At 50.0% G+C, this 21,814-nt stretch carries 19 protein-coding genes; 4 read left to right on the forward strand and 15 right to left on the reverse strand.

The window, feature by feature from the left end; genetic code table 11:
- Positions 1-418: 418 nt before the first annotated feature.
- Positions 419-1,657 (reverse strand): MFS transporter, encoded by a 1,239-nt coding sequence (locus NWF35_RS14865; RefSeq protein ID WP_301240165.1) that lies wholly within the window; start codon positions 1,655-1,657, stop codon positions 419-421.
- A gap of 776 nt (positions 1,658-2,433) precedes the next feature.
- Between NWF35_RS14865 and NWF35_RS14870 the strand changes: the two genes are divergently transcribed.
- The gene (locus NWF35_RS14870) at positions 2,434-2,601 is read left to right on the forward strand and encodes a hypothetical protein (protein WP_301240167.1); all 168 of its coding nucleotides are present in this window, start codon (positions 2,434-2,436) and stop codon (positions 2,599-2,601) included.
- A 635-nt stretch (positions 2,602-3,236) separates the two neighbouring features.
- On the opposite strand, the gene NWF35_RS14875 is transcribed toward NWF35_RS14870, so the two are convergent.
- Together NWF35_RS14875 and NWF35_RS14880 are read right to left on the reverse strand one after the other, a co-directional pair.
- Complete coding sequence (locus NWF35_RS14875) at positions 3,237-3,884, reverse strand: flavin reductase family protein (RefSeq protein WP_301240168.1); 648 nt, start codon at positions 3,882-3,884, stop codon at positions 3,237-3,239.
- A 266-nt stretch (positions 3,885-4,150) separates the two neighbouring features.
- Entirely contained in the window at positions 4,151-5,314 is a 1,164-nt protein-coding gene (locus NWF35_RS14880) for a homogentisate 1,2-dioxygenase (RefSeq protein ID WP_301240169.1), read from the reverse strand.
- Between the two features lie 383 nt (positions 5,315-5,697).
- Between NWF35_RS14880 and NWF35_RS14885 the strand changes: the two genes are divergently transcribed.
- Complete coding sequence (locus tag NWF35_RS14885) at positions 5,698-6,477, forward strand: ABC transporter ATP-binding protein (protein WP_301240270.1); 780 nt, start codon at positions 5,698-5,700, stop codon at positions 6,475-6,477.
- A gap of 140 nt (positions 6,478-6,617) precedes the next feature.
- On the opposite strand, the gene NWF35_RS14890 is transcribed toward NWF35_RS14885, so the two are convergent.
- The 12 genes from NWF35_RS14890 to NWF35_RS14945 all read right to left on the reverse strand — a co-directional run bounded on the left by NWF35_RS14890 (position 6,618) and on the right by NWF35_RS14945 (position 19,253).
- Entirely contained in the window at positions 6,618-7,772 is a 1,155-nt protein-coding gene (locus tag NWF35_RS14890; protein ID WP_301240171.1) for a thiolase family protein, read from the reverse strand.
- 60 nt (positions 7,773-7,832) lie between these two features.
- The gene (locus NWF35_RS14895; RefSeq protein ID WP_301240172.1) at positions 7,833-8,618 is read right to left on the reverse strand and encodes an IclR family transcriptional regulator; all 786 of its coding nucleotides are present in this window, start codon (positions 8,616-8,618) and stop codon (positions 7,833-7,835) included.
- 192 nt (positions 8,619-8,810) lie between these two features.
- A complete protein-coding gene (locus NWF35_RS14900; RefSeq protein ID WP_301240173.1) occupies positions 8,811-8,984 on the reverse strand; it encodes a MaoC/PaaZ C-terminal domain-containing protein in 174 nt (57 codons plus the stop codon).
- 65 nt (positions 8,985-9,049) lie between these two features.
- A complete protein-coding gene (locus tag NWF35_RS14905) occupies positions 9,050-10,396 on the reverse strand; it encodes an ABC transporter substrate-binding protein (protein ID WP_301240174.1) in 1,347 nt (448 codons plus the stop codon).
- Positions 10,386-11,093: an ABC transporter ATP-binding protein gene (locus tag NWF35_RS14910; RefSeq protein ID WP_301240175.1), complete on the reverse strand. Its 708-nt coding sequence runs from the start codon at positions 11,091-11,093 to the stop codon at positions 10,386-10,388. The genes NWF35_RS14905 and NWF35_RS14910 overlap by 11 nt, the downstream gene beginning before the upstream one ends.
- Positions 11,077-11,850, reverse strand: coding sequence for an ABC transporter ATP-binding protein (locus tag NWF35_RS14915; RefSeq protein WP_301240176.1), 774 nt, complete (start codon positions 11,848-11,850; stop codon positions 11,077-11,079). Before NWF35_RS14915 ends, NWF35_RS14910 begins: the two co-directional genes overlap by 17 nt.
- A 1-nt stretch (position 11,851) precedes the next feature.
- Positions 11,852-12,868, reverse strand: coding sequence for a branched-chain amino acid ABC transporter permease (locus NWF35_RS14920; RefSeq protein ID WP_301240177.1), 1,017 nt, complete (start codon positions 12,866-12,868; stop codon positions 11,852-11,854).
- Between the two features lie 4 nt (positions 12,869-12,872).
- Positions 12,873-13,733: a branched-chain amino acid ABC transporter permease gene (locus NWF35_RS14925; RefSeq protein ID WP_301240178.1), complete on the reverse strand. Its 861-nt coding sequence runs from the start codon at positions 13,731-13,733 to the stop codon at positions 12,873-12,875.
- Positions 13,734-13,912: 179 nt separating this feature from the next.
- Entirely contained in the window at positions 13,913-15,565 is a 1,653-nt protein-coding gene (locus NWF35_RS14930) for a long-chain fatty acid--CoA ligase (protein WP_301240179.1), read from the reverse strand.
- Between the two features lie 26 nt (positions 15,566-15,591).
- A complete protein-coding gene (locus NWF35_RS14935) occupies positions 15,592-16,053 on the reverse strand; it encodes a PaaI family thioesterase (protein ID WP_301240180.1) in 462 nt (153 codons plus the stop codon).
- Positions 16,054-16,079: 26 nt separating this feature from the next.
- Complete coding sequence (locus NWF35_RS14940) at positions 16,080-17,852, reverse strand: acyl-CoA dehydrogenase FadE (protein WP_301240181.1); 1,773 nt, start codon at positions 17,850-17,852, stop codon at positions 16,080-16,082.
- Positions 17,853-18,083: 231 nt separating this feature from the next.
- Positions 18,084-19,253 carry an acyl-CoA dehydrogenase family protein gene (locus NWF35_RS14945; RefSeq protein ID WP_301240182.1) on the reverse strand — a complete coding sequence of 390 codons (1,170 nt, stop codon included), beginning with the start codon at positions 19,251-19,253 and terminating at the stop codon, positions 18,084-18,086.
- A gap of 451 nt (positions 19,254-19,704) precedes the next feature.
- Here NWF35_RS14945 and NWF35_RS14950 point away from each other — a divergent pair, with 451 nt between their 5' ends.
- Both NWF35_RS14950 and NWF35_RS14955 read left to right on the forward strand, forming a co-directional pair.
- Positions 19,705-19,968: a hypothetical protein gene (locus NWF35_RS14950; protein WP_301240183.1), complete on the forward strand. Its 264-nt coding sequence runs from the start codon at positions 19,705-19,707 to the stop codon at positions 19,966-19,968.
- A 199-nt stretch (positions 19,969-20,167) separates the two neighbouring features.
- Complete coding sequence (locus NWF35_RS14955; RefSeq protein WP_301240184.1) at positions 20,168-21,148, forward strand: NADPH:quinone oxidoreductase family protein; 981 nt, start codon at positions 20,168-20,170, stop codon at positions 21,146-21,148.
- The last annotated feature ends 666 nt before the right edge of the window (positions 21,149-21,814 follow it).

A 21,814-nucleotide genomic window follows, 5' to 3' on the forward strand; every position in this document is an offset into this window, starting at 1 on the left:
ATTTCTCTTCTGTTTATTCCCTGTGACAAATTCAATCGGACCGAAGCTTTTGAAACCATGGCCAATAGCAAAATGACTCCACCCCAATTCACCCCGGTGTACGGATATTCGCCGTTTCCGGAAATATAAATCAGCAAATATCAGACAAATATATCTAGGTTGGCCACCGGGCAGGTTTGCTACTTCTATCAGCCGTTCTTGCAAAAGTGAAGCGCAAATAAAAAAGCGGGAGGGAAGGATACCCCCACATACATACAGATCGTAGCTCCATCACACCCGAACCAACAATCGCACTACACAAGGCACTACACCCGGCGACTGTCAAAGGGGCCATACAGTAGCCGGATACACCAAGTCATGGTTGATCGAAAGGATAAAATTATCTCAGAAAAACCCAGCCCTTCCGTCCTACTTGTCTTTAAGCCGACCGCTTGGCATCAAGAGTCCATTCTTTTATTTTTTGGTCAGAGGGGAGGAAATAAGTGAGCATACCAAGGAGCGGGAGAAAACCGACCCACTGCATAACGTGCGAGAGTCCCATGACGTCGATCATTTTACCCAGCCCTACCGAACCGACGGCTCCCATGCCGAAGGCAAATCCAACGGTTAAACCGGACACGGTTCCTATTTTTCCCGGAAACAACTGCTGTGCATATACCACCGTGACGGAGAAGCTGGATAACAGGATAAAACCATTCAACAATAAAATCGCACAAGCCCATGTTGCACTTACATAAGGCAGGAGCAGGGCGAGCGGAGCGGAACCAAGCATGGAAAAATAGATGATCTTTTTCATGCCGAATCGGTCTGCCAGCGGTCCGCCGCAGAAGGTACCGACTGCCCCAGCCACCAAAAAGAGGAAAATATAAAGTTGGGCTTGTTTTAAAGAGAGTTTGTACTGTTCCATCAGATAGAACTGATAGTAAGTGCTGATTCCGGCGATGTACCATGACCGGACGAAGATGAGAAAGATGAGTAGAACCATGGCGAAAAGTAGCATCTTTTTCATCCCGCTCTGCTGAACCCAAAACGTTTTTTCTTTTTTGGCAGGGCGCGGATGGGAAAGAAGGTAACCCTGATACCATCTGGCGATAAACAATTGGATGACGAGGGCGATGCCCGCCACTAGTGTAAACCAAATGGCTCCTTTCTGCCCGAGCGGGATAAAAATCAAGTAAGTCATCAAGGGAGCGAGCGCTTGCCCCGTGTTCCCTCCAACCTGAAAAATGGATTGGGCTAACCCTCTCCGATTTCCGGCGGCCAGATAGGAAACACGTGAGGACTCGGGATGGAAGACAGCAGATCCGATTCCCACCAGTACAACAGACAACAGAACAAACGAGTAGCTCGGAGCTAAAGCCAGACACAACATCCCCAAGCAGGTGGAAGCCATGCCGAGCGGCAACATATAAGGAAACGGCCGTTTGTCCGTATACCAGCCAAACACTGGTTGTAAAAGTGAGGCGGTAAAATTGATCGAAAAACCGATCCAGCCAATCTGCGTGTAGGTCAGGTGCATAGAATCTTTCAAGATGGGAAAGATCGCGGGGATGACTGATTGAATGGAATCATTGAACAAATGAACAAGGCCAATTAAAAACAGAATATGATATATTGCTGTTTTCTCATTGAATCTTTCTGTTGATGAGAGTTGCATACCATAAGTCCCCTATTCGTTGCATAGTGATAAACTTCTCGTAGCCACACGGCCAAATTACGGATCCCTATTGTAGACAACCGAGCTTTCGATTGTAAACAAATAATCCTCCAAAGGGGTCAAACGTTAGTTCCTGGATACACCACAGACCAATACCGAAGGATTTATATGTTATATATATATAGGTATAACATAAGACTCGCGCCAAAGTTAACATAACATTTCGATAATATTTGCGAAACTGTCCACACATAAATAGAAAACCCGTTAAAACCCTCGAAGGCCCTTCAAAATTCCCTCTTGAGGTGCTTTTTTCTTTTCGAAACTGTATATAGCAGTAAACTGATAACCGGGGCAAAAGAGCGAGCAGGAAAACCCAGCTTTGCCCTTCAGGGTTGAGATGATCGCGAACCGCGATATGGAGTGCCTTTTCCAATTTGGGGACAGATCAATAACGGTAGTCCACTTCCTTATAGCCAAGCTCAATCAATTCGCTGGTGCATGCCAACCTAGTGACCTATGCGCTTATCCCAGACGGATCTACAAATCCTAACTCCTGAATGGATCTATGGATTATTGTGTGCTAAGAACACTTCCCATATCACTCTTTTGTGGTATCCCCACCCGACTGTACCCGAAAATTACATTAACAACCTTTGAATATATTTATATTGAACTATTTCACAAAATGTTCAAAAATGAAGCGAGGAAAAAAGCATTTTCGTGTTTAATTAGGCAATCAGCTATACTATATCGCAACAAAGGGGGAGACAACTATGGAAGATCGGCAAATAAGTTATTCAGATAACAAAGAAGAGCAACATAATAATTCAGATTACCTTCATTTATATGAAAAATTCTTGGATCAACCAACAAAAAATGGGATCGTTAATTTCATCAAACGGTTATCTTATTCTCCCCCCTCTAAAGAAACAAAGAATTAAAGAACAAGGTGGGAAAATTATTGGAAAAGCGTTTCAATGAAATTGTAACCATAGCCTGTCAATGTGGTAATGTATTTCAAGTTGATAAAGAAAAGTATCTACAAAGCTTTCTCCAATGCCCTGCCTGCGAAACCATCATCCATCCCAATGAACATTTTGAGGACCATAAAAACCAGGGGTTGTAAAGGAGTAATACCTGGTTTACGCCCTCATCCAGGGCGTGATGAGCGAAGGTATTTACCTTCGCTTTTTTACGCCTGTTTTAACCTATCAATGGCGAAATTGAATCTGATGCCCTTGCACAATGGAATAAAGAAAAACTATCAGTGATTACTTGAACCGTCGGTAACCTTTCTCCAAACAACCCAAACCTGATCCAGTACAGCCCCCGCCAAAGGCTTAAGAGTTAATCTTGATACCGTTGTTCGGATACTTCCCCCTCTTTTTCAAACTTAGTGATGATTTCATCGTTAAACTGCACAGTCAATCAATTCCTGGTGAGAGCCAAACTTATACTCACGCTCTGCGTATACACCTTTGATATAGCCGGTGCTATCCCCAGTTATGAAAAAGCCCTCAACTGAGGGCTTTGAGACTGCTGACAAAGTTTCGGTTGCACTATTGCCGGGCACACCCTACTTCCGTTCCCGTTTTCGCTGTTGCCACTCTTCGTACGACAGACGCGGCAGAGAAAAGGTGCGGCCGATCGTACCGTAGGACGTTCCCGCCAACCGCCCGATCGGATCGAGCAGACGGGTGTCGATCCGCCCCTCTTTCAACAGGTCATCGCGCACATGGAACATGACGACCTGGCCGATGATGAGATCGGTGTTGGGGGCATCCGGTGTTCCGCCCATCGGCAGAATCCGGTCCAGTACACATTCCATCTGTACTTTGGCCTGTGCAATTCGTGGCGTTTGGATCTTGACGCTGGGCACCAGATCAAATCCAACTGCTTCCGCCTCACTCTCATCCGGAGGGAAGTCGACCGCGGTCTGATTGACCCGCTCCACGTTCTCCCCGTCTACTACATGGACGACGAATTCTTTCGTTTCGTCGATGTTACGCGTCGTGTCCTTCTGTACATTCCCCGGTTTGCGTCCAACCGAAATGCTCACCATCGGCGGATTGGTGGACACTACAGTGAAAAAGCTAAATGGAGCCGCATTCACCACCCCGTCGCCACTCCGGGAGGTGACAAACGCGATCGGACGCGGCAATACGCTGCCGATCAACAATTTATAGTTTTCTTTTTGCGACTGTTGTTGGGGATCGATTTGCACGAATACCACTCCTTCACCTCGAGCGTGTCTGATCCATCCATTTGATCGATCCATATTCTCTGTTTCGCTAACCCGGCTCACTCCACCTGCCCTAAGCCAAAGCGCAGACGCGAGCAAAGCATGCTTTGCTCAAGTAGGTGGAAATTCCCGCGATAGGTTTCCGATGCTTTCCGGTCCATTACTCAAACGGGGATCAATTTTCGCCCGCCTGGGAAAACGTTGCCGCCTGACAGATTGACCAGATTCGCCCTTCATGACTGATATCCCTACGACTTCGCGGGCAACCAGCTCCTCAGATAGCCGGGATCTTCCACCGCCAACGCCGAACGGGCCACATGGAGGGGACGGAACGTATCCACCATCACAGCCAACTCCTCGGTCCGATCCTTACCCAGGCTGTTCTCAATCGCCCCGGGATGTGGCCCGTGCGGTATGCCGCTTGGATGCAATGTGATTGAACCAGACTCGATCCCGCGACGGCTCATGAAATTGCCTTCCACATAGTACAGTACCTCATCACTGTGTACATTGCTGTGATAATAAGGAACGGGGATCGCCTCCGGATGGTAGTCGAACAGGCGCGGCACAAACGAACATACCACAAAGTTTGGTCCGGCAAACGTCTGATGTACTGGAGGAGGCTGGTGGATTGATCCGGTGATCGGCTCGAAATCGTGAATGCTCAGTACATACGGATACAGATAACCGTCCCACCCCACGACATCAAACGGATGGAAATCATAGCGGTAGGCATGGAGTTGGTTGCGCGCCTTGACGCGCACCTCGAATTCACCTTCCTCTACATGGGTTTCCAGCCGCTCCGGACCACGGATGTCCCTTTCGCAATACGGACTGTGTTCCATCAATTGACCGTATTCGTTGCGGTAGCGTTTGGGAATCGTGATTTCACCCGTGGACTCGATCACCAAAAAACGGGTCCGTTCACCAGACGTGACAATCCGATATGTCGTACCGACCGGGATGACGATGTAGTCGCCGGGGCGGTAGGATAGGGTGCCGAACACCGTCTCCACACGCCCTTCTCCCTCATGAACAAACAATATTTCATCTCCGTCGCCATTCCGGAAAAAATAATCCATCGGCTCCGTCGGCATACAAATACCGATCGCCACATCCTCATTGACCAGTAAGTATTGCCTTCCGTCGATCGGATCGCCTCCGGGTGAAAGTTTTCGGGTGAGAAAATGGCGGTGCCGGTTGGCCCCCGCCTCCTCCAGATGAACCGTCCAGTCGCGAAGCAAACGTGCATCGCTGATCTGTGTGGGCGGTTGGTGATGATACAAGATGGATTGCATCCCCGAAAATCCTTTGGTTCCCATCACTTCTTCGCGGTACAAACTACCGTCTTCCTTGCGGAATTGCACATGCCGTTTGCGCGGAATCTCTCCCATGCGACGGTAAAAAGGCATCCTTCTTCCTCCCATCCCTCAACCGTCTATTATGAAAACGCATTCAATTCCATTGTATCAGAAATGAATGAAAAAGATCCCTTCCTCATGGAAGGGATAGTGGATCATTTCTCTTCAGTCAACCACCGGACCAAAGACGTCTCCATTCCATTCACATCGTCAATAGTGTACAGCGGATACGGACAGTACTTGAGCTTAATCAACGCCTGAAGCTGTGGCATGGCATTTCAATCAGGCAATTTTCATGCTATTCTCCTTATCACGATCTCCATGATTTGATAGAATAGTTGATTAAACAGACACGCCCTCATTATACTTAATCAAAAATCAGAATGCCACCACAGGTTTCTACTTGCCGAATCATGAAAAAGGAGAGAAAAACATTGACGCCTGTCATTGAAATGACCAATGTTTCTTGGAAAAGAGGGAATCAAACCATCCTTCATCAAATTAATTGGCAGGTTCGTGAGGGAGAACACTGGGCGATATTGGGCCTGAATGGATCCGGAAAAACGACGTTACTCAATATCATTAACGGATACATATGGCCCACAAAAGGGAGTGTATGTGTGTTGGGTCACCAGTTTGGCGACGTAGATCTAAGGGAACTGCGCAAATCGATTGGGTGGGTCAGTTCTTCTTTGCAAGAACAAATATACGGTAACGACCGTGCACAGGACGTAGTAATCAGCGGAAAGTATGCTTCGATTGGTTTGTACGAGAAACCAAGCGTAGAAGATGATGATCGAGCCAAACAGCTGATGGAACAATTAGGGTGCGATCATTTGATCGATCGTTCATATCAAAGTTGTTCCCAAGGTGAAAAACAAAAACTACTCATCGCCCGTGCGTTGATGGCCTCCCCCAAACTGCTGATTTTGGACGAGCCCTGTAGCGGACTTGATTTTCTTTCAAGAGAAGCGCTATTGTCCAGTATTAGTCAATTGGCAGCACAACCGGACGCCCCCCATATGCTATTTGTGACCCATCACATTGAAGAGATCGCCCCCATCTTTACCCATACATTATTGCTCCGACGTGGTCGCGTATTTACAAAAGGAAAGTCAAAGAGTGTTTTAACCAGCTCTACCCTATCTGCCTTTTTTGAAACGCCTGTTCAAGTAGATTGGCGAAATGACCGGGCATGGCTTTCCATTCCATAGGCACGATCCCTGGATCATATGTTTCCGGATAGGCCACCTAGCTGAAGTGAACCGTATGGACGGCTTATACCTAAGAACCAAACAGGCTGGACCGAAGCAGCTGAGCTACTTCGATCCAGCCCCGTATATTGTCTGCGTGTTCATCGTTCGAACAAAGTTGCGATTCCTTGCCCGCCTCCGACACATGCCGTCAACAAGCCGAGCTTCGCATCAGTGCGTTTCATCTCGTACAGCAACTTCGTTGCCAAAATCGCGCCGGTCGCCGCAATCGGATGTCCGTGTGCAATAGCACCGCCGTTGACGTTGAGCCTCTCCGGATCAAAGTGAAGCTCCCGGTCGCAGGCCAATACCTGTGCCGCAAATGCCTCATTGATCTCAATCAAGTCGATGTCTTCTATCCGAAGTCCATTCTGTTTAAGCAACTTCCGCACCGTGGGTACTGGACCGATCCCCATGATGTTCGGATCCACGCCGGCAACAGCCATCGCGCGAACCGTACCGAGGATCTGAAGTCCGAGCTGCTCAGCCCTTCGCCTCGACATCAGCACCAATGCGGCGGCACCATCGTTGATCCCGGAGCTGTTCCCAGCCGTTACGGTGCCTCCCGGCTTAAAGACAGGCTTTAATTTTGCCAACCCTTCCAAGGTTGTCTCGCGCGGGTGTTCATCGGTGTCAAACAATCGTGTCTCCTTCCCGTCCGGCACCTCCAGTGGGAGAATTTGCTCCTTGAATCGGCCTTCACGCATCGCCTTCGCCATCTTCCGCTGGCTGTGGAAAGCAAATTCATCCTGCTCTTCCCGGGAAATTTGGTATTTCTCAGCCAAGTTTTCCGCGGTAATCCCCATCGATGGATTTCCAATGGCTTCCGTTGAAAGGCGCGGCGTGAAGAATTCGGGCGGTGTTCGTTGAAACGACTTCGTCGGACGGGCCATCAGATACGGTCTCCGGGTCATACTTTCCGCTCCGCCTGCCACGTAGACCTCCCCGCAGCCTGCCATAATCGCCTGTGCCGCCAGATTGATCGCGTTCATGCCCGTACCGCATTGGCGGTCAATCGTGAGACCGGTCACGCGCATCGGAAGACCCGCCTCCAGCAGGGCGAGGCGCGCAAAATTCCCTCCGCCAGCAAAGCAGTTCCCAAAAATCACGTCGTCGATCTCTTCGGGATCAATCCCCGCACGCCGAACGGCCTCACGAATCACCGCAGCGCCGAACTGATACGCATGTAGCTCCCGCAGTGCCCCAGCCTCTTTCGCGACCGCGGTGCGCACAGCAGACACGACGACTGCTTCCATACATCCCCATCCTTTCCCTGATCATTCTGGGCGGACCTTCACTCAGCGTACAAGGAGTTATCATGAACGGGATTGGTGACGCCATTGAAAGCCGCTCCATTCGGACAGTTTCCTTGAGCTTTCCTGCAAATACTGAATAGCTTGCGCCAGGTTTTCGTTTTGTAACTGAGTCGTAACAGCCAGACAACCCATCACCAAGTCTACCAACCCGAATCTGTTAAAGATCGGAACAGCGACCGCCGAGATCCCTAGGGTTAACTCGGCATGCGTCACCGCATACCCGTTCCGCCGAGTGTCCCGCAAGCTCTGGATGAATTGTTCCGCGTCCACAATCGTATTCGGTGTGAAGGCCGTCAAGCCTGCCTCGATGAACCGGTGCCACTCCTTCTCGTCATCAAACGCCAGGAAGCACTTTCCAAACGCGCCTCCCGTGATGGGAAACTGCTGACCTACAGAGATGGTGATCCGCACACTCTCATCTGGTGGTTCAGCAGAAGCGATGTAGATTAACCGATCGTTCTTCAGACGCTGCACCAACACGGAGGTAAATCCCGTCAACGCGGCGATCGACTTGAGCTCGGAGATTGCGTTGGCGACCGTGTCGTTTAATTCGGCCGCGCGGTTGCCGAGCGGAATTAAGTAGGGTCCGAGGTGATATTTTTTCATCTCCGCGTCGTACTTCACAAAATCTTCCTTCTCAAGTGTCCTTAGGACGCGTAGGCAGGTGGTTTTGTTGACTTCCAACTTTTCTGCGATGTCCTTCAGCGAGCAATTTCTGTATTTGTAACGACTGAGCAGTTTGAGAATCCGCGCCGCCAAGGAAACAGAAGGAACTTGATACTCCACTACAGTCCCTCATTTCGCTGTAATATGATTTTCGGAGGCAAAGGCTGCCCCGCGCGAAACGCTCTGCGAACCCGGGACATCAGCGGACAGAAAGGACCACGCCTTCGCAGGTGATGACGTCCCCGGGGCACACCATGCCGGTGAAACGAATGTTGAATTTGCTGAGATCTCCCTCTTCACCAACAAATTCCGTCAAATTTGTCCAACGAAAGCCATCGTCAGCATCCCATAAGCGATGACTCCGCCCAACCCTGCCTGCACCGTGAATTCCTCGACCGTGTGAATTGAATGAAAGTCTCCAGATGCTCCGGAATATATGACGGGACTGTGTCTTCGTAATTGGGTTTTAAAACGTGCTGTTATCAAAGAAATCTCCTCTGTAGATCACGGTGTACGAGCGCGGTGCACCATTTCCAGAGCTGAACGAACCTCTACCGATCAAGTGACGGAATGTTCAGCGATGTATATTTCCCGTCTTTGACAAATGCTGCAATGACCGGCCCTTTCAGATGACCAGTGGTCGAAATATCCGTCACACCGTAGGGTTTGTACTGTGCCGGCAAGGTCTTAATCGCTTCCGGCATCTTTGCCATGATGGACTTGACATCCGTCGTGGTTCCCGCTAGCTTCATCGCCTCTGCAAATACCCACATCGCTTGGTAATTCTGTGCGATTTCCGAATTTGGGACTTTATCTTGACCAAACTCCTTCTTAAAGGCGTCAACGAATTGCGTGGTACCCGGTCCCGGATAATTGACCAGCGGCATCACCCCGACAGCACCGTTTAACATGTTTTGCGGTACGATGCCGGCCATGTTCTCAAATTTCGCCTGATCCATTACGACAAATCCTCCTTTGAACCCTTGGTCGCGGGCAGCTTTGATCACCAGCGCGGTGGGCTGCGAAGGGCCGCCAACAAACAGGACGTCAGGATGTTCTGACAGCGCTTTGCTCACGACATTTGAGAAATCGGTCGTCGAATTGTAGTTGACTGAGTTATCGGAAAGAACTTGTCCCCCTAGTTCCTTCCAAACCTTGGTGAATCCTTCCTTCCATTTATTGCCATACGCTGTGGTCGTCGGGATCAATCCGAGCTTTTTCCCGAACTTCTGCATCTCAATCTGCGCAAACGGTTTAAAATAAGCGTCATAACGCGGCGGGATCATGGTGGTCAATGGGTTGTTCTGTTGAAGAATCAACGGTTCGCTACTGTAAGCGGCGAGGATGAAATTGGGTTGTTGTTTGGCATTAAACCCCTGGATGGCTAAGACACCGCCACTATGAGGACAGAAGACGATCGGGGTTTGGTACTGCCCAACGAGCCGTTTGGCATTCGTTGCAGCCTCATTCGGAAGATACTTATCATCGAGCGGAACGACCTTTAACTTCACCTTTTTCCCGTTGACGGTGATTCCACCGGAGGAATTGATCTGATTAACCGCCATCGTGATCCCATTCAAAACGTCCTTCCCGTAAAACGCGGCTCCTCCGCTGAGCGGCCCTGTATATCCAATGTTGACCTCTCCACCCGTGTCTCCAAATACACCGCAAGCGACAAGCGCCATCGAAATAAGAACTATAATGATCGATGCAGCAATCCTCTTACCCATTTTTACGTCCTCCCCTTTTTCATAGATATACAAGGGTTTTGAGTAACCCCGAACATCAACGAATGATAAGTCTCTAATGACACATAAGAACAGTAGCATATTGTTTAGAATATTATAAATATAATGAAAATAAATGTGTAAGTCTAAGTTTTCATCCCTAAATCCCAAGATAGGCTTCCTTCACACGCTCATCACCCAGCATTTCGTCGCGGGAGCCTTCCAACACAATTCGCCCGCTATTGATCACGTAAACACGATGCGCAATCCGAAGCGCCGCATGTGCGTTCTGTTCGGCCAGCAGGACTGTGGTCCCACGGCAATTGATCTTCTCAATGGCCTGCAGCATTTGGTCCACCACCAACGGGGCGAGTCCTAATGAGGGTTCATCCAACAGCAACAACCGCGGTCTTGCCATAAGCGCTCTGCCAATTGCGACCATTTGCTGTTGGCCACCGCTCAAGGAACCAGCAGGTTGATGCTTTTTTTCGAGGAGCACCGGGAAGAGGCTGAACACCTGTTCCAAAGCTTCTTTCACTGCGGCACTGTTCTTCCTCTGCGTATAAGCCCCAAGGGTCAGATTTTTGAGGACCGAAAGCTGCGGAAACAACAGTCTTCCCTCCGGACACTGTGAGACGCCCAACTTAACGACGGCATGCGCGGGGATGCCTGTTATATTCTTCCCGTCAAATTGAATTTGGCCAGCAGTTGGTTTGACGAGACCGCTAATGGCTCGGAACACGGTGCTTTTCCCTGAACCGTTTGAACCCAACAAAACCACCAGTTCCCCTTCTTGGACGGAGAAGTGGATGTCCTTGACTGCGTGGTAGCTCCCGTATTGGACCGTCAGATCAGAAACTTGCAGCAACGTGTTCCCCTCCCAAATAAGCCTTGATCACAGTCTCGTCGTTGCTCACCTCAGCCGGTGTCCCTTCTGCGATTTTCCGGCCGTGATGAAGTACAATGATTTTGTCTGCCAGCTTCATGACCATGGGCATTTTGTGTTCAATAAAACAAACCGTAAAACCATGCTGAACGAGCTTTTGAATGAGCTCCACCACACCGGCAGTTTCTTCCGGATTCAAGCCGCCTGCGATCTCATCCAAGAGAATCAACTGCGGTTCCGTGACGATACAAAGTGCAATCGCGATCCGTTTCTGAGCCTCCTGAGACACGGCACCGACGGGTTGATCGGCCAAATGGTCCACTCCAACGAACGCGAGCGCTTCCATTGCACGTTCCCGGCATTCCCGTTCTTCCCTTCGAAGACGTGGCGTTCGAAGGATTGCATCAAACAAGTTTGACCTCGTCCGCAACCGGTGACCGATGATCACGTTGTCCAAGACCGTCTCCTGAGCAAACAGATGAGTCGTCTGAAACGTCCGGGCTATGCCAAGCCGTGCGATCTTGTGGGCTGGGAGCTTTGTCACATCTGTATCGTTGAAGAAAATCCGGCCGGACGTCGGCAGGTGCATGCCGGAGATTAAATTGAACAGCGTAGACTTTCCTGCTCCGTTCGGTCCGATGATGGCGGTGATGGACCCTCTTTCTACCATGAAACTGACATCACTGACTGCTGCTAGACCACCGAATGTTTTGGTTATATTTTCTACTCGGAGAAACATGTTACACCCCCTCTTTCAAGTCGTCCAACGTTTCACCGTGTTCCAGATATCGCGCGGCCTTCGACCGCTGGCGGGGACGACGACCTACAAGGTGGGGTATCCCGGCCAAGCCCCCAGGAAATAAAATGATGAGAATCACCAATATCGGGCCGAAGATGAGCATCTGGTACTGTTGCAACACTTGCAAGAACTGGGTTAGCACAGCCACGATGAGGGACCCAAGAAGCGGCCCGGAGATGGACCCAATTCCGCCGACCAAAAGATACAACAGCATGTTGAACGTGGTGTCTACGCCCGTAACGTCCGGTCCCAAATACCCGAGGTAAGTGGCAAAAAGACCGCCAGCGACGCCTGCGAAACAAGTGGATAACATAAAAGCAATCCGCTTATTTCTCATCACGTGTATGCCGATGGCCGCAGCCAATTCCTCACTGTTGCGAACGGCCATAAGTGTCCGGCCGACGAGCGAGTGCTTGATACTGTAAGCGACATAGACAGCCGCGAACAAAAAAACAAGAACGAGATAATACTTGGCGATCCCGCTGTTGAACGAGATAGGACCAATTGGGTTCGGAGGCGGTATGTTGATTAGACCGACCTGGCCATTGGTCAAAGATTCCCATTTGTCGATGACCAAGTGGATGATGACTCCGACTGCCATCGTGAAAATGGCGAAATAGTGTCCTTTCGTCCGCAGAGAGACGATGCCGACCAAATACCCGATGACCAGGTTCAGAACGCACGCTACGAGCATCGCCAGCCAGAAAGAGAGGCCCATCCGAAGCATCAAGAGCGCGACCGTGTATGCCCCAATGCCGAAGAATCCAGCATGGCCTAAGGACAACTGCCCCGTATAACCGAGAATGATGTTCATCCCGTATACCGCAATCGCCCAGATGTAGCCCAAAGTAATCACTTGCAAGTAGTAGTCGTTCTGCACCAAAAACGGAATAGCGAGTGACAGGAGAATCAAAAAGCCAACCCACCACTTGCGAATATCTAAGGTACGATGTTTCAAAAGATCACGCTCCCTTTGAAAACAACCCGGCAGGACGTACGGATAAAATCAAGACGAGCAACGCGAACGCAATCACATCCTGGTAATTCGTTGAAATGTACGCTCCGCCGATGCTCTCTGCCAGCGCGAGGATGTACCCCCCCAGAATCGCACCTGGAATACTTCCCATCCCTCCGAGGACGATGATGACAAACGCCTTCATGATGACCATCATTCCCATCGTCGGGAAGATCAAGTTGATTGGTGCGATAAGCGAAGCAGCAATCGCGGCGAGCGCTGACGAAATCGCGAATGTCAACATCGACACCCGATTTGTGTTGATCCCCACAAGTAAGGCACCCTCACGGTTTTGCGCCACCGCTTCAATGGCCGATCCGATGACCGTGTTTTTCAAAAAGAGATACAACAAGACCATCAGGAGAAGCGCAGCGACGACGACGATTAATCGTTGCTGGGTGACCGTCAGTCCAAAGATCTTCAACACTCCCCCGTACGGAGTCGGCATCTGCCGAAAATCCGGCCCCCAGATCAGCTGCGCCAAGGCCTCAAGAAAGAGCATGACCCCGATAGAAGCGATCATCGTGTGAACGTGCGGTTTCTTTTGAAGCGGATGAAACACGACTCTCTCTAGCAACACCCCAACCAAGACCAGCGAGACCACGGAAACCAGAATCGCAGGCCAATACGAGAAATGGTAGAAGGTTAGCATGAAGAACGTAATGTATGCGCCTAGCATGTACAGGTGCCCATGAGCAAAATTAGGAAGCTCCATCACCCCATAGACGAGGGTCAAACCTAACGCCACAAGGCTGTAAATACTCCCTAAAACCAGCCCATTGAGCAACTCTTGCAACAACAGCGCCATTCCATACCCCCCTCAGGGCCATCGGAAATGTAATGTATATATAAAAAATTCAGATATTTATGGGGTGAACTTTCAGTCAGTGTGGGGAAGCCTCACTGAAATCGTCCATCACCGTTTGAATGATGCGGCTCCGTCGGCCACGAAAACGACGATTCCATTGACTCGCCTCTCCTCTTAGTTCAATGCCGAAAGGGTACATGCGGGTCATTGAACTTTATCAACTTACCTTGCTCGTATTGCTCACGAAGCGTCTTTTTGGAAAACTTTCCCACACTCGTCTTTGGGATTTCGTCGATAAATACGACATCGTCAGGGATCCACCACTTCGCCACTTTATCCTCAAGGAATTTCAAAATATCTTCCTTCTTCACGCGGCCTTTTGCCTCTGGTTTCAAGACAACACAGGCGAGAGGGCGCTCCTGCCATTTTTCACTGGGAATGCCAATGACAGCTGCCTCCAAGACATCCGGGTGAGCCATAATCGTGTTTTCTAGGTCGACAGACGATATCCACTCTCCGCCGCTCTTGATCAAATCTCTCGTTCGGTCTATAACCTGCAGGTACCCGTTCTCATCAATCGTCACGATGTCTCCCGTTCTGAACCAGCCGTCCGCGAATGCTTCTTTTGTTTTTTCAGGGTCTTTGTAGTACTCGTTAATGATCCACGGCCCCCTTAGGAGTAATTCCCCCATCTCCTTGCCGTCGTGGGCGACTTCTCGACCTTCACTGTTGACAATCTTCATCTCCAGCCCAGGCAACAACAGCCCGGATTTGGTTCGCAAGCGGTATTTTTCAGACTCCGGTAAGTCGTCGAGACTCGACTTAGGGAAACAGACAAACGTCACCGGACTCGTCTCTGTTTGTCCATATCCCTGATACAACCGGACACCCAATTCCTTCTCGTAGGCTTCAGTCAACGAGGCCGGCAATGCAGAACCGCCCGAAAGGAAATAGCGAACGCAACTGAAATCATAACGTCCAGGGTTGGCACGGACATGATTGAGAATTCCCATCCAAATCGTAGGGACACCTGCGCTGAAAGTTACACGTTCATTGTGAATCAACTCGCAGAAATCCTCGGGCTGCGGACGGCTGCCGGGATATACCTGCTTCGCTCCGACCCAGGTATCAGAGAACGGTCTGCCCCAAGCATTGACGTGAAACATCGGAACAATCGGCATTGTCACGTCCCGCTCGTCCGATCCGAGTTCTCCGACGAGCGTCGTCAGACAGTGCAGGTACAGACCACGGTGCGTGTACACGACCCCTTTGGGCATCCCCGTCGTCGCCGACGTATATCCGATGATCGCTGGCGTGTTTTCATCGAATGAAGGGAACTCATAGACGTCTGGACCGTCGGCGATGAGCTGTTCATACAAATACACATTCTTCAGCGTAGTGTCCGGCAGGCTATCCTTGTCAGTCATGATCACGTAGGCTTGAACCAAGGGAAGTTGATCCGCGATGCCCTCTATGATTGGAACAAGGTCTTCGTCGACGAACAGCACCTTGTCCTCTGCGTGATTGATGGTATAGACCAACTGTTCCTGAAAGAGCCGGATGTTCACCGTATGGAGAACCCGCTGTGAGCACGGAACAGCAAAGTAAAGTTCCAGGTGACGATGGTTGTTCCAAGCAAATGTCCCGACCTTATCGCCCGCTTGAACCCCGAGTCTGTCAAGCGCCCCCGCCAGCCGGCAAACCCGTTTGTATAGATCCGCATAGGTGTAGCGGAAAATCCCTGAGTAATCACGAGATACTATTTCTTTCTCGGGAAAGACCGTGTGCGCCCGATAGAGAATAGACTTTAACAGCAGTGGGTAATCCATCATGGCAACATTAACCCCCTTATTACGATTCATCGATGGTAAAAAGATCCTGTGGCAGTCGCAATCAAAGAGCCCTGTTCATCTCGCACTTCACAGCGTGCCGAGTTAATCCGGGAACCTGCCGATACCACTTCGCCCCGCGCAATCAAACGTGCACCTTTGCCAGGTTTGTGGTAGCGGACACTGAGATCAAGCGTAACACCAGACCGGCCTTTTTCCATGTAACTCGCCATCCCCATTACGTTGTCGCAAATGAAAGCCGTCACACCGCCATGCAACATCTTGGCCGGATTCATCACGAGTTCCGTCACCGGAATGGTCACCAAAGATTGACCCACCGACTCCTCTATTCGTTCTTCCTCAAAAAAATAATGCAGAAAATAGAATCCTTCAGTCCTTGCACGTTTCGCTGCCTGTGCCGCTTTCAACGCGACAGAGAGGTCCTCCTGCTCAAATTCAGCGAGTTTTTGCAACAATTCCTCTTTCGTCATTCGTTCCACTCCTAGGTATTTTTGTCTCAACATACGTAGGTTTTCGAATTTACCAGCCGTCCTGCAATGCGCCGCTTTCTTTCCACGCCGCCTTCCCGGATAAAATGGGACAAAGCATGTTGCAGATTGCTCGTATATTGACGTAACTCACTCTCACCAAGAAGGGCCGCAAGCAACTTCCTCGCCGTCTTCTCCACTTCAAGCATCGTGTCCTCCACATACGCCGCGGCTAAATCGATTTTTGCTGCAGCCTTCAAAGCACCATTTTTATAAACCGACTTCACCGCTCTCAGTACGGCGCTTTCCATGGAATACAATTGAATCGCCAAGTCAGCGAGTTTCATTGCCACTTCTTGCTCCTCCTGGAGACTCCCGTGAAACCTCGAAGCGACTAGCCCAGCACATGCCAGGAAGATCCGGCGTACAGTTGCAACTGCTTCCTGTTCCAGTTTCAACGGACCTTCAGGAAACACCGGCGGTGCGTCGAAGGATCTGCGTCCCCCTTCAATTGCGTCCGTAAATTCGCTGTCACCTGTTGCGACCTTTCGCAGCAGTACTGTCGGAATTAGCAAACGGTTGATCTCGTTCGTCCCTTCAAAAATTCGGTTGATCCGTGCGTCCCGGTACATTTGCTCAATGTGATATTCCTTAATAAATCCGTAACCACCATGGATCTGCAGAGCCTCATCGACCACAAAATCCAAAGTTTCGGAACCGAAAATCTTACAAATTGAGCATTCGATGACAAACTCTTTCAAACGCTGTTCAATCAGCTTCGTATCGTTTTCCTGATAGAGATCACCAAGCGCCTGCTCCAAGTAACCTGCGGTGCGGTACTGGACAGATTCACCCGCGTAGATCCGACAGGCCATATCCGCAATTTTTTCCTGTGTGGCCGGGAAATCGGTCAAGAACCGGTTAAACTGACGACGACCAGATGCGTAATCTAGCGCCAACGCAAACGCGTGTTTCGCTGCACCAATGGTCCCGCTGCCCAAGTTAAAGCGACCGAGATTGAGGACGTTGAGCGCAATGGCGTGCCCGCGTCCGACTTCCCCAAGCAGGTTTTCAACAGGAACGAGACAATCCTCAAAATAGACCTGACGCGTTGAGGAGCCTTTGATCCCCATCTTGTTTTCTTCCGGTCCGAGGTGAAGACCGGGAAAACCTCTTTCGACGATGAACGCGGTAAACTTTTCACCATCCACCTTGGCGTAAACGATAAAGGTATCTGCAAACTCGGCGTTGGTGATAAATTGTTTCGTACCATTCAATAAGTAATGCGTGCCTGCTTCGTTTAAACGCGCCGTCGTCTTTGCATTCAGTGCATCGGAGCCGGACGATGGCTCTGTGAGGCAATAGGCGCCGAGATACTCCCCGCTTGCCAACTTGGGGAGATACTTTCGCTTTTGTTCTGGTGTGCCAAAGTAAGTGATGGGCAAGGTCGCGATACAAGTGTGATTGGAATGCGCAACGCCGTACGCACCGCTCGCTCCGACAGCCTCACCGACGATGCATTTCGTGATTTTGTCTAAACCGAGCCCGCCGTACTCCTCCGGAACGCTGTGCGCCAACAGTCCAAGTTCGCCGGCTTTTCTCAACAGCCTTACTACGCAATCAAAATCTTGCCTTTCAATCGCTTCATTGTTCGGTAGGACTTCTTGTTCGACAAACTCAACCGCCGTCTTTTGAATCAACCGGTGTTCTTCCGTGAAATCCTCCGGCGTAAACAGATCCGGTTTCACTTCGTCTTTCAGCAAAAACTGTCCGCCACGAGTTTGAAGTGCATTACCGCTCAACCAAAATCCCCCTTAGCAACGCACCCGCCGATTCTTGGCTTACGTGCGATCAAAAAGTTTTCCTATAACCCTTTCACAGACAAGTGTTCATTGTAAAGCGGTAAATTATCGTCGTATATTTCATATTTGAAATATAATTTCTAATTATCTATATACTCAAGATAATATAGACTGAAAACACCGTCAATACTTCACACGCCACTCAAGCACTAATTCCCATCCGTCAAGATATCACCCGATCAGTTCACCGACTCTGACGTGTCCGCGCAACAAGTTGCGGGCGATGATAAACCGCTGAATCTCGTCTGTACCTTCAAAGATCCGCCAAACCCTCATTTCACGGTACCACCTCTCAATCGGCAATTCCTTCGTATATCCCATTCCGCCGTGAATTTGAAGCACGCGGTCGACCACACGGTTGGCCATATTCGCACCAAACAGTTTTGCAATGGAAGCTTGATGCCGCGTATCGAGACCTTTTTCCGCCATCCAGGCCGCATGCAATACCAGCCAGCGGGTTGCCTCAATCTCCACCGCAGAATCCGCAATCATCCACTGAATCGCTTGCCGCTCCGCGATGGGTTTCCCGAACGTGACGCGCTTCTTGGCGTAATCGATAGCCATTTGCAGAAGCCGTTCCGCAGCTCCCACTGCACGGGCCCCGATCATCCAGCGCCCCTGTCCGATCCACTGCATCCCGAGTTTGAATCCCCAGCCAAGTTCGCCTAAGATATTCTCTTCAGGCACACGCACATCCTCAAAAATCAAGGAAGCTGGTCCCCATTCCCCCATCGTATGAATGTACTCAGAGCGCCAGCCCATTTCTCGATCGACCAGGAAGCAGGTTATGCCTCCGCTCGCTCCCTTTTTCTTGTCCGTCACCGCAAATACCATCGCGAAATCGGCCTCGTGCCCGTTCGTGATAAAAATCTTCTCCCCGTTCAAAACCCAATACTTTCCATCCTTCGTAGCGGACATGCGGATGTTTGCGGCGTCTGAGCCTGCACCCGGTTCGGTTAAGGCGAAGCAGGAGCGGCGTTCACCGTTAATGACCGGCAATAGGTATTTCTTCTTTTGCTCTTCGTTGCAATAGTAGAGGATGTTATCCGCAGAGCCACCGAAGTTGAACGGGACGAAGGTACGAGCCAGTTCCATTTGGATGAGTGCGGTCATGATCGGACCAAGGTTCGCACCGCCGTACTCCTCCGGTGTATTGATGCCCCAAAAACCGAGTTCCTTCGCCTTGAGTTGAAGAGCATGGATCTCCTCACGAGTGATACCCGGCCTGCCCTCCCGTTCGTTGCGTAGCACTTGTTGTTCAAGCGGCATCAATTCCTTTTTGACAAACTCACGAACAGTCCGCTGTATCATCTTCTGTTCTTCCGTCAATGAAAAATTCATATATAGTCCTCCTTCACGGTAGATTCAGCGAGCCTCCAACCAACTCTCACGGACCAATACCCTCACGACAGCCCAAGGCTCAAACGAAACACGTCTATCCGTACATTATGTTTAACATTTCATATTTGAAATAATGTTTCTAATTATTTATATATTAAGATAATATAGATTGAAAACGCTGTCAATCACTGCGAATGAATGAGGTACTGTAAGCCCAGATGACAGAGCAGCTATACGAGCGGAACGAGAAGCGACTAGGTTACCTTCATAGCCCCATACCCCTATACATCAAGACTGAGACATGGGCATATAAAGTTAAGATAAGCAGGCAGGATTTCACCCTGCCCAACTAGAAAGGAGACCTTACTTAGTGAACAACCAATCTAGGCCATGTTTTGGGTAGTATATGTTCTCTATATCATCTGGTCTATGAGTCTTTGGTGAAAAAAGGTTGGCGACAGCATCACATGCGCCAGTTTTTGTCGGATTGCCATTTTACGAACCGATGCCCGACCCCGACGCTCATCTATGCCCGCAACGCTATGGCGAGGAAGTCGTGGAGCAGATAAACGAAGCCCATTCATTACATTTCATTCAGAATATTCTAACCAATGCCACAGAAGGTTATTCGCATTTCATTGGCAATGTATTCGGCGTCGCATCGGGTAAAGGCGGATATCAGGGAAAGCCAGCGGATGTTAGTTCCGGCTGTTGAAGACACATCAAACGATCCGGTAAGGATCCAATTACGGTTGCAACGGACCGAGGTTTCGGCAGAAAGGAAAATGAAACAGAGCTGACGGAACAGGGTGTCAACATCACCCCGAAAGGTTCAAAATGATGGGTTTCAAATAGTTAATCCAAAAAAACTTCTTTTTCAGGAGGAACTAATTAACTGGGAGAGGGGATGGAACATGCGTGCGTGGGTTGTGAAAGAACTTGGTGAGGTACGGGAAGTGTTGCGGCTGCAAGATGTTCCGATGCCAAAGGTTTTGCCAGGAACTGTATTGATACGGGTGGAAGCGGCTTCGCTCAATTTCTTCGATATCCTGCTGTGCAAGGGAAAATATCAGGAAAAACCACCGTTGCCGTTCACGCCCGGTGCGGAAATCGCAGGAACGATTGAAAAAACGGGAGCGGGTGTTTCACTCAAGACAGGCCAGCGAGTCTTTGCGTTGCCACAGCTACCGGCAGGTGGATTTGCCGAATGGGTGGTTGTTCCCGAGGAAGCGGTGTATCCGATTCCGGAAGAAGTTCCGGCTACTGAAGCGGCTGCGATGTTTATTACATATCAAACCTCCTATTACGCATTACATCGGTGCGCTCGACTCCAACCGAATGAGGTGCTGCTCGTACACGCTGGGGCAGGCGGTGTCGGTTCTGCGGCTATTCAGCTGGGTGTGGCAGCCGGCGCCCGGGTGATCGCTACCGCCGGAGGGCCGGAAAAGGTGCACATATGCAGGGAGCTGGGAGCTGAGGCAGCGATCGATTACCGTACGGAAAATTTTGTAGAAGTGGTGAAAACGCTGACAAACGGGCGGGGAGCCGATGTGATCTTCGATTCGGTCGGGGGTGACGTGTTTGATCTTTCACGCAAGTGCATCGCCTTTGAGGGGCGACTGCTGGTGATCGGATTTGCCGGGGGCCGCATTGCAGAAGCACCGACAAACCATGCATTGGTAAAGAACTATTCGATCGTGGGAGTACATTGGGGTCTGTTCCGGCGCCTGATGCCAGAAAAAGTACGGGAGGCACACGAACAACTGATGTCGCTGTACCAAGCTGGACACATCCGACCCCTTATTTTCAAGCAGTTTTCATTCGAAGAACTGCCGGATGCTTTGGAACTGCTGCAAGGGCGAAAAACGTGGGGCAAGCTAGTAGTGACGCCATAACAAAACGTTCCGGAGCGCAGGGACGGGTCCAAGAGCGATGGGCGTTGGATATGGCAATTTTCTTGTTAACCATACTTCAATCCGTGCACATTTTATTTATTCTAAAAAGGTTGATGACCTCATTGGGCTCTTGGGTCTGATTTTCTTAAGAAATGAAAGGGATGAAACTCCGGGGCCGTTTCCTACACGGTGGTGACGACACGTACCGATGAGGTCGTCGTCCTTTATACCTCTGCGTTTTTGACGGTCTTTCCCCACAAGTGGTCAATATTACTCTACAGGATTACTATCCGTTGGATAATAGTGAACGGATAGTGTACGATCCCAATGCTTTCAAATTTGTTTTGGATCCATTCTCTCATGATGGACCGGCCGATCCCAATCGTGTCATGCAATAACCCAGATAGGGTTCCCGACGTCAAGAGTCAAGAGAATGGGTAGAATTATTTAACCTACCTATTTGTGGATGGAAAACAAAAGACGGGAAAAGTCCGCGACCGAATGCCCCTTACGACTTTGCAGGCCTCCTCTTCAGATAGTTGAGATTCGAAAAACCATACGAAAACCATCACATGACACGCATATTGGATCCGAGGAACGGGTTCGTCAAAGCCTGCTTCTCAAACCATATACAAACCCAGCAGTTTTTCCGCTGGGTTTGTATTT

This window comes from Polycladomyces subterraneus, from assembly GCF_030433435.1.
Taxonomy (GTDB): Bacteria; Bacillota; Bacilli; order Thermoactinomycetales; family JIR-001; genus Polycladomyces; species Polycladomyces subterraneus.

Excerpts from the sequence above, each read along its gene's own strand:
- NWF35_RS14890 (WP_301240171.1), bottom strand. The coding sequence starts at position 7,772 with ATGGAAGCAGTCGTCGTGTCTGCTGTGCGCACCGCGGTCGCGAAAGAG.
- NWF35_RS14880 (WP_301240169.1), bottom strand. The coding sequence starts at position 5,314 with ATGCCTTTTTACCGTCGCATGGGAGAGATTCCGCGCAAACGGCATGTG.
- NWF35_RS14915 (WP_301240176.1), bottom strand. The coding sequence starts at position 11,850 with ATGTTTCTCCGAGTAGAAAATATAACCAAAACATTCGGTGGTCTAGCA.
- NWF35_RS14955 (WP_301240184.1), top strand. The coding sequence starts at position 20,168 with ATGCGTGCGTGGGTTGTGAAAGAACTTGGTGAGGTACGGGAAGTGTTG.
- NWF35_RS14945 (WP_301240182.1), bottom strand. The coding sequence starts at position 19,253 with ATGAATTTTTCATTGACGGAAGAACAGAAGATGATACAGCGGACTGTT.
- NWF35_RS14925 (WP_301240178.1), bottom strand. The coding sequence starts at position 13,733 with ATGGCGCTGTTGTTGCAAGAGTTGCTCAATGGGCTGGTTTTAGGGAGT.
- NWF35_RS14870 (WP_301240167.1), top strand. The coding sequence starts at position 2,434 with ATGGAAGATCGGCAAATAAGTTATTCAGATAACAAAGAAGAGCAACAT.
- NWF35_RS14935 (WP_301240180.1), bottom strand. The coding sequence starts at position 16,053 with ATGACGAAAGAGGAATTGTTGCAAAAACTCGCTGAATTTGAGCAGGAG.
- NWF35_RS14930 (WP_301240179.1), bottom strand. The coding sequence starts at position 15,565 with ATGATGGATTACCCACTGCTGTTAAAGTCTATTCTCTATCGGGCGCAC.
- NWF35_RS14865 (WP_301240165.1), bottom strand. The coding sequence starts at position 1,657 with ATGCAACTCTCATCAACAGAAAGATTCAATGAGAAAACAGCAATATAT.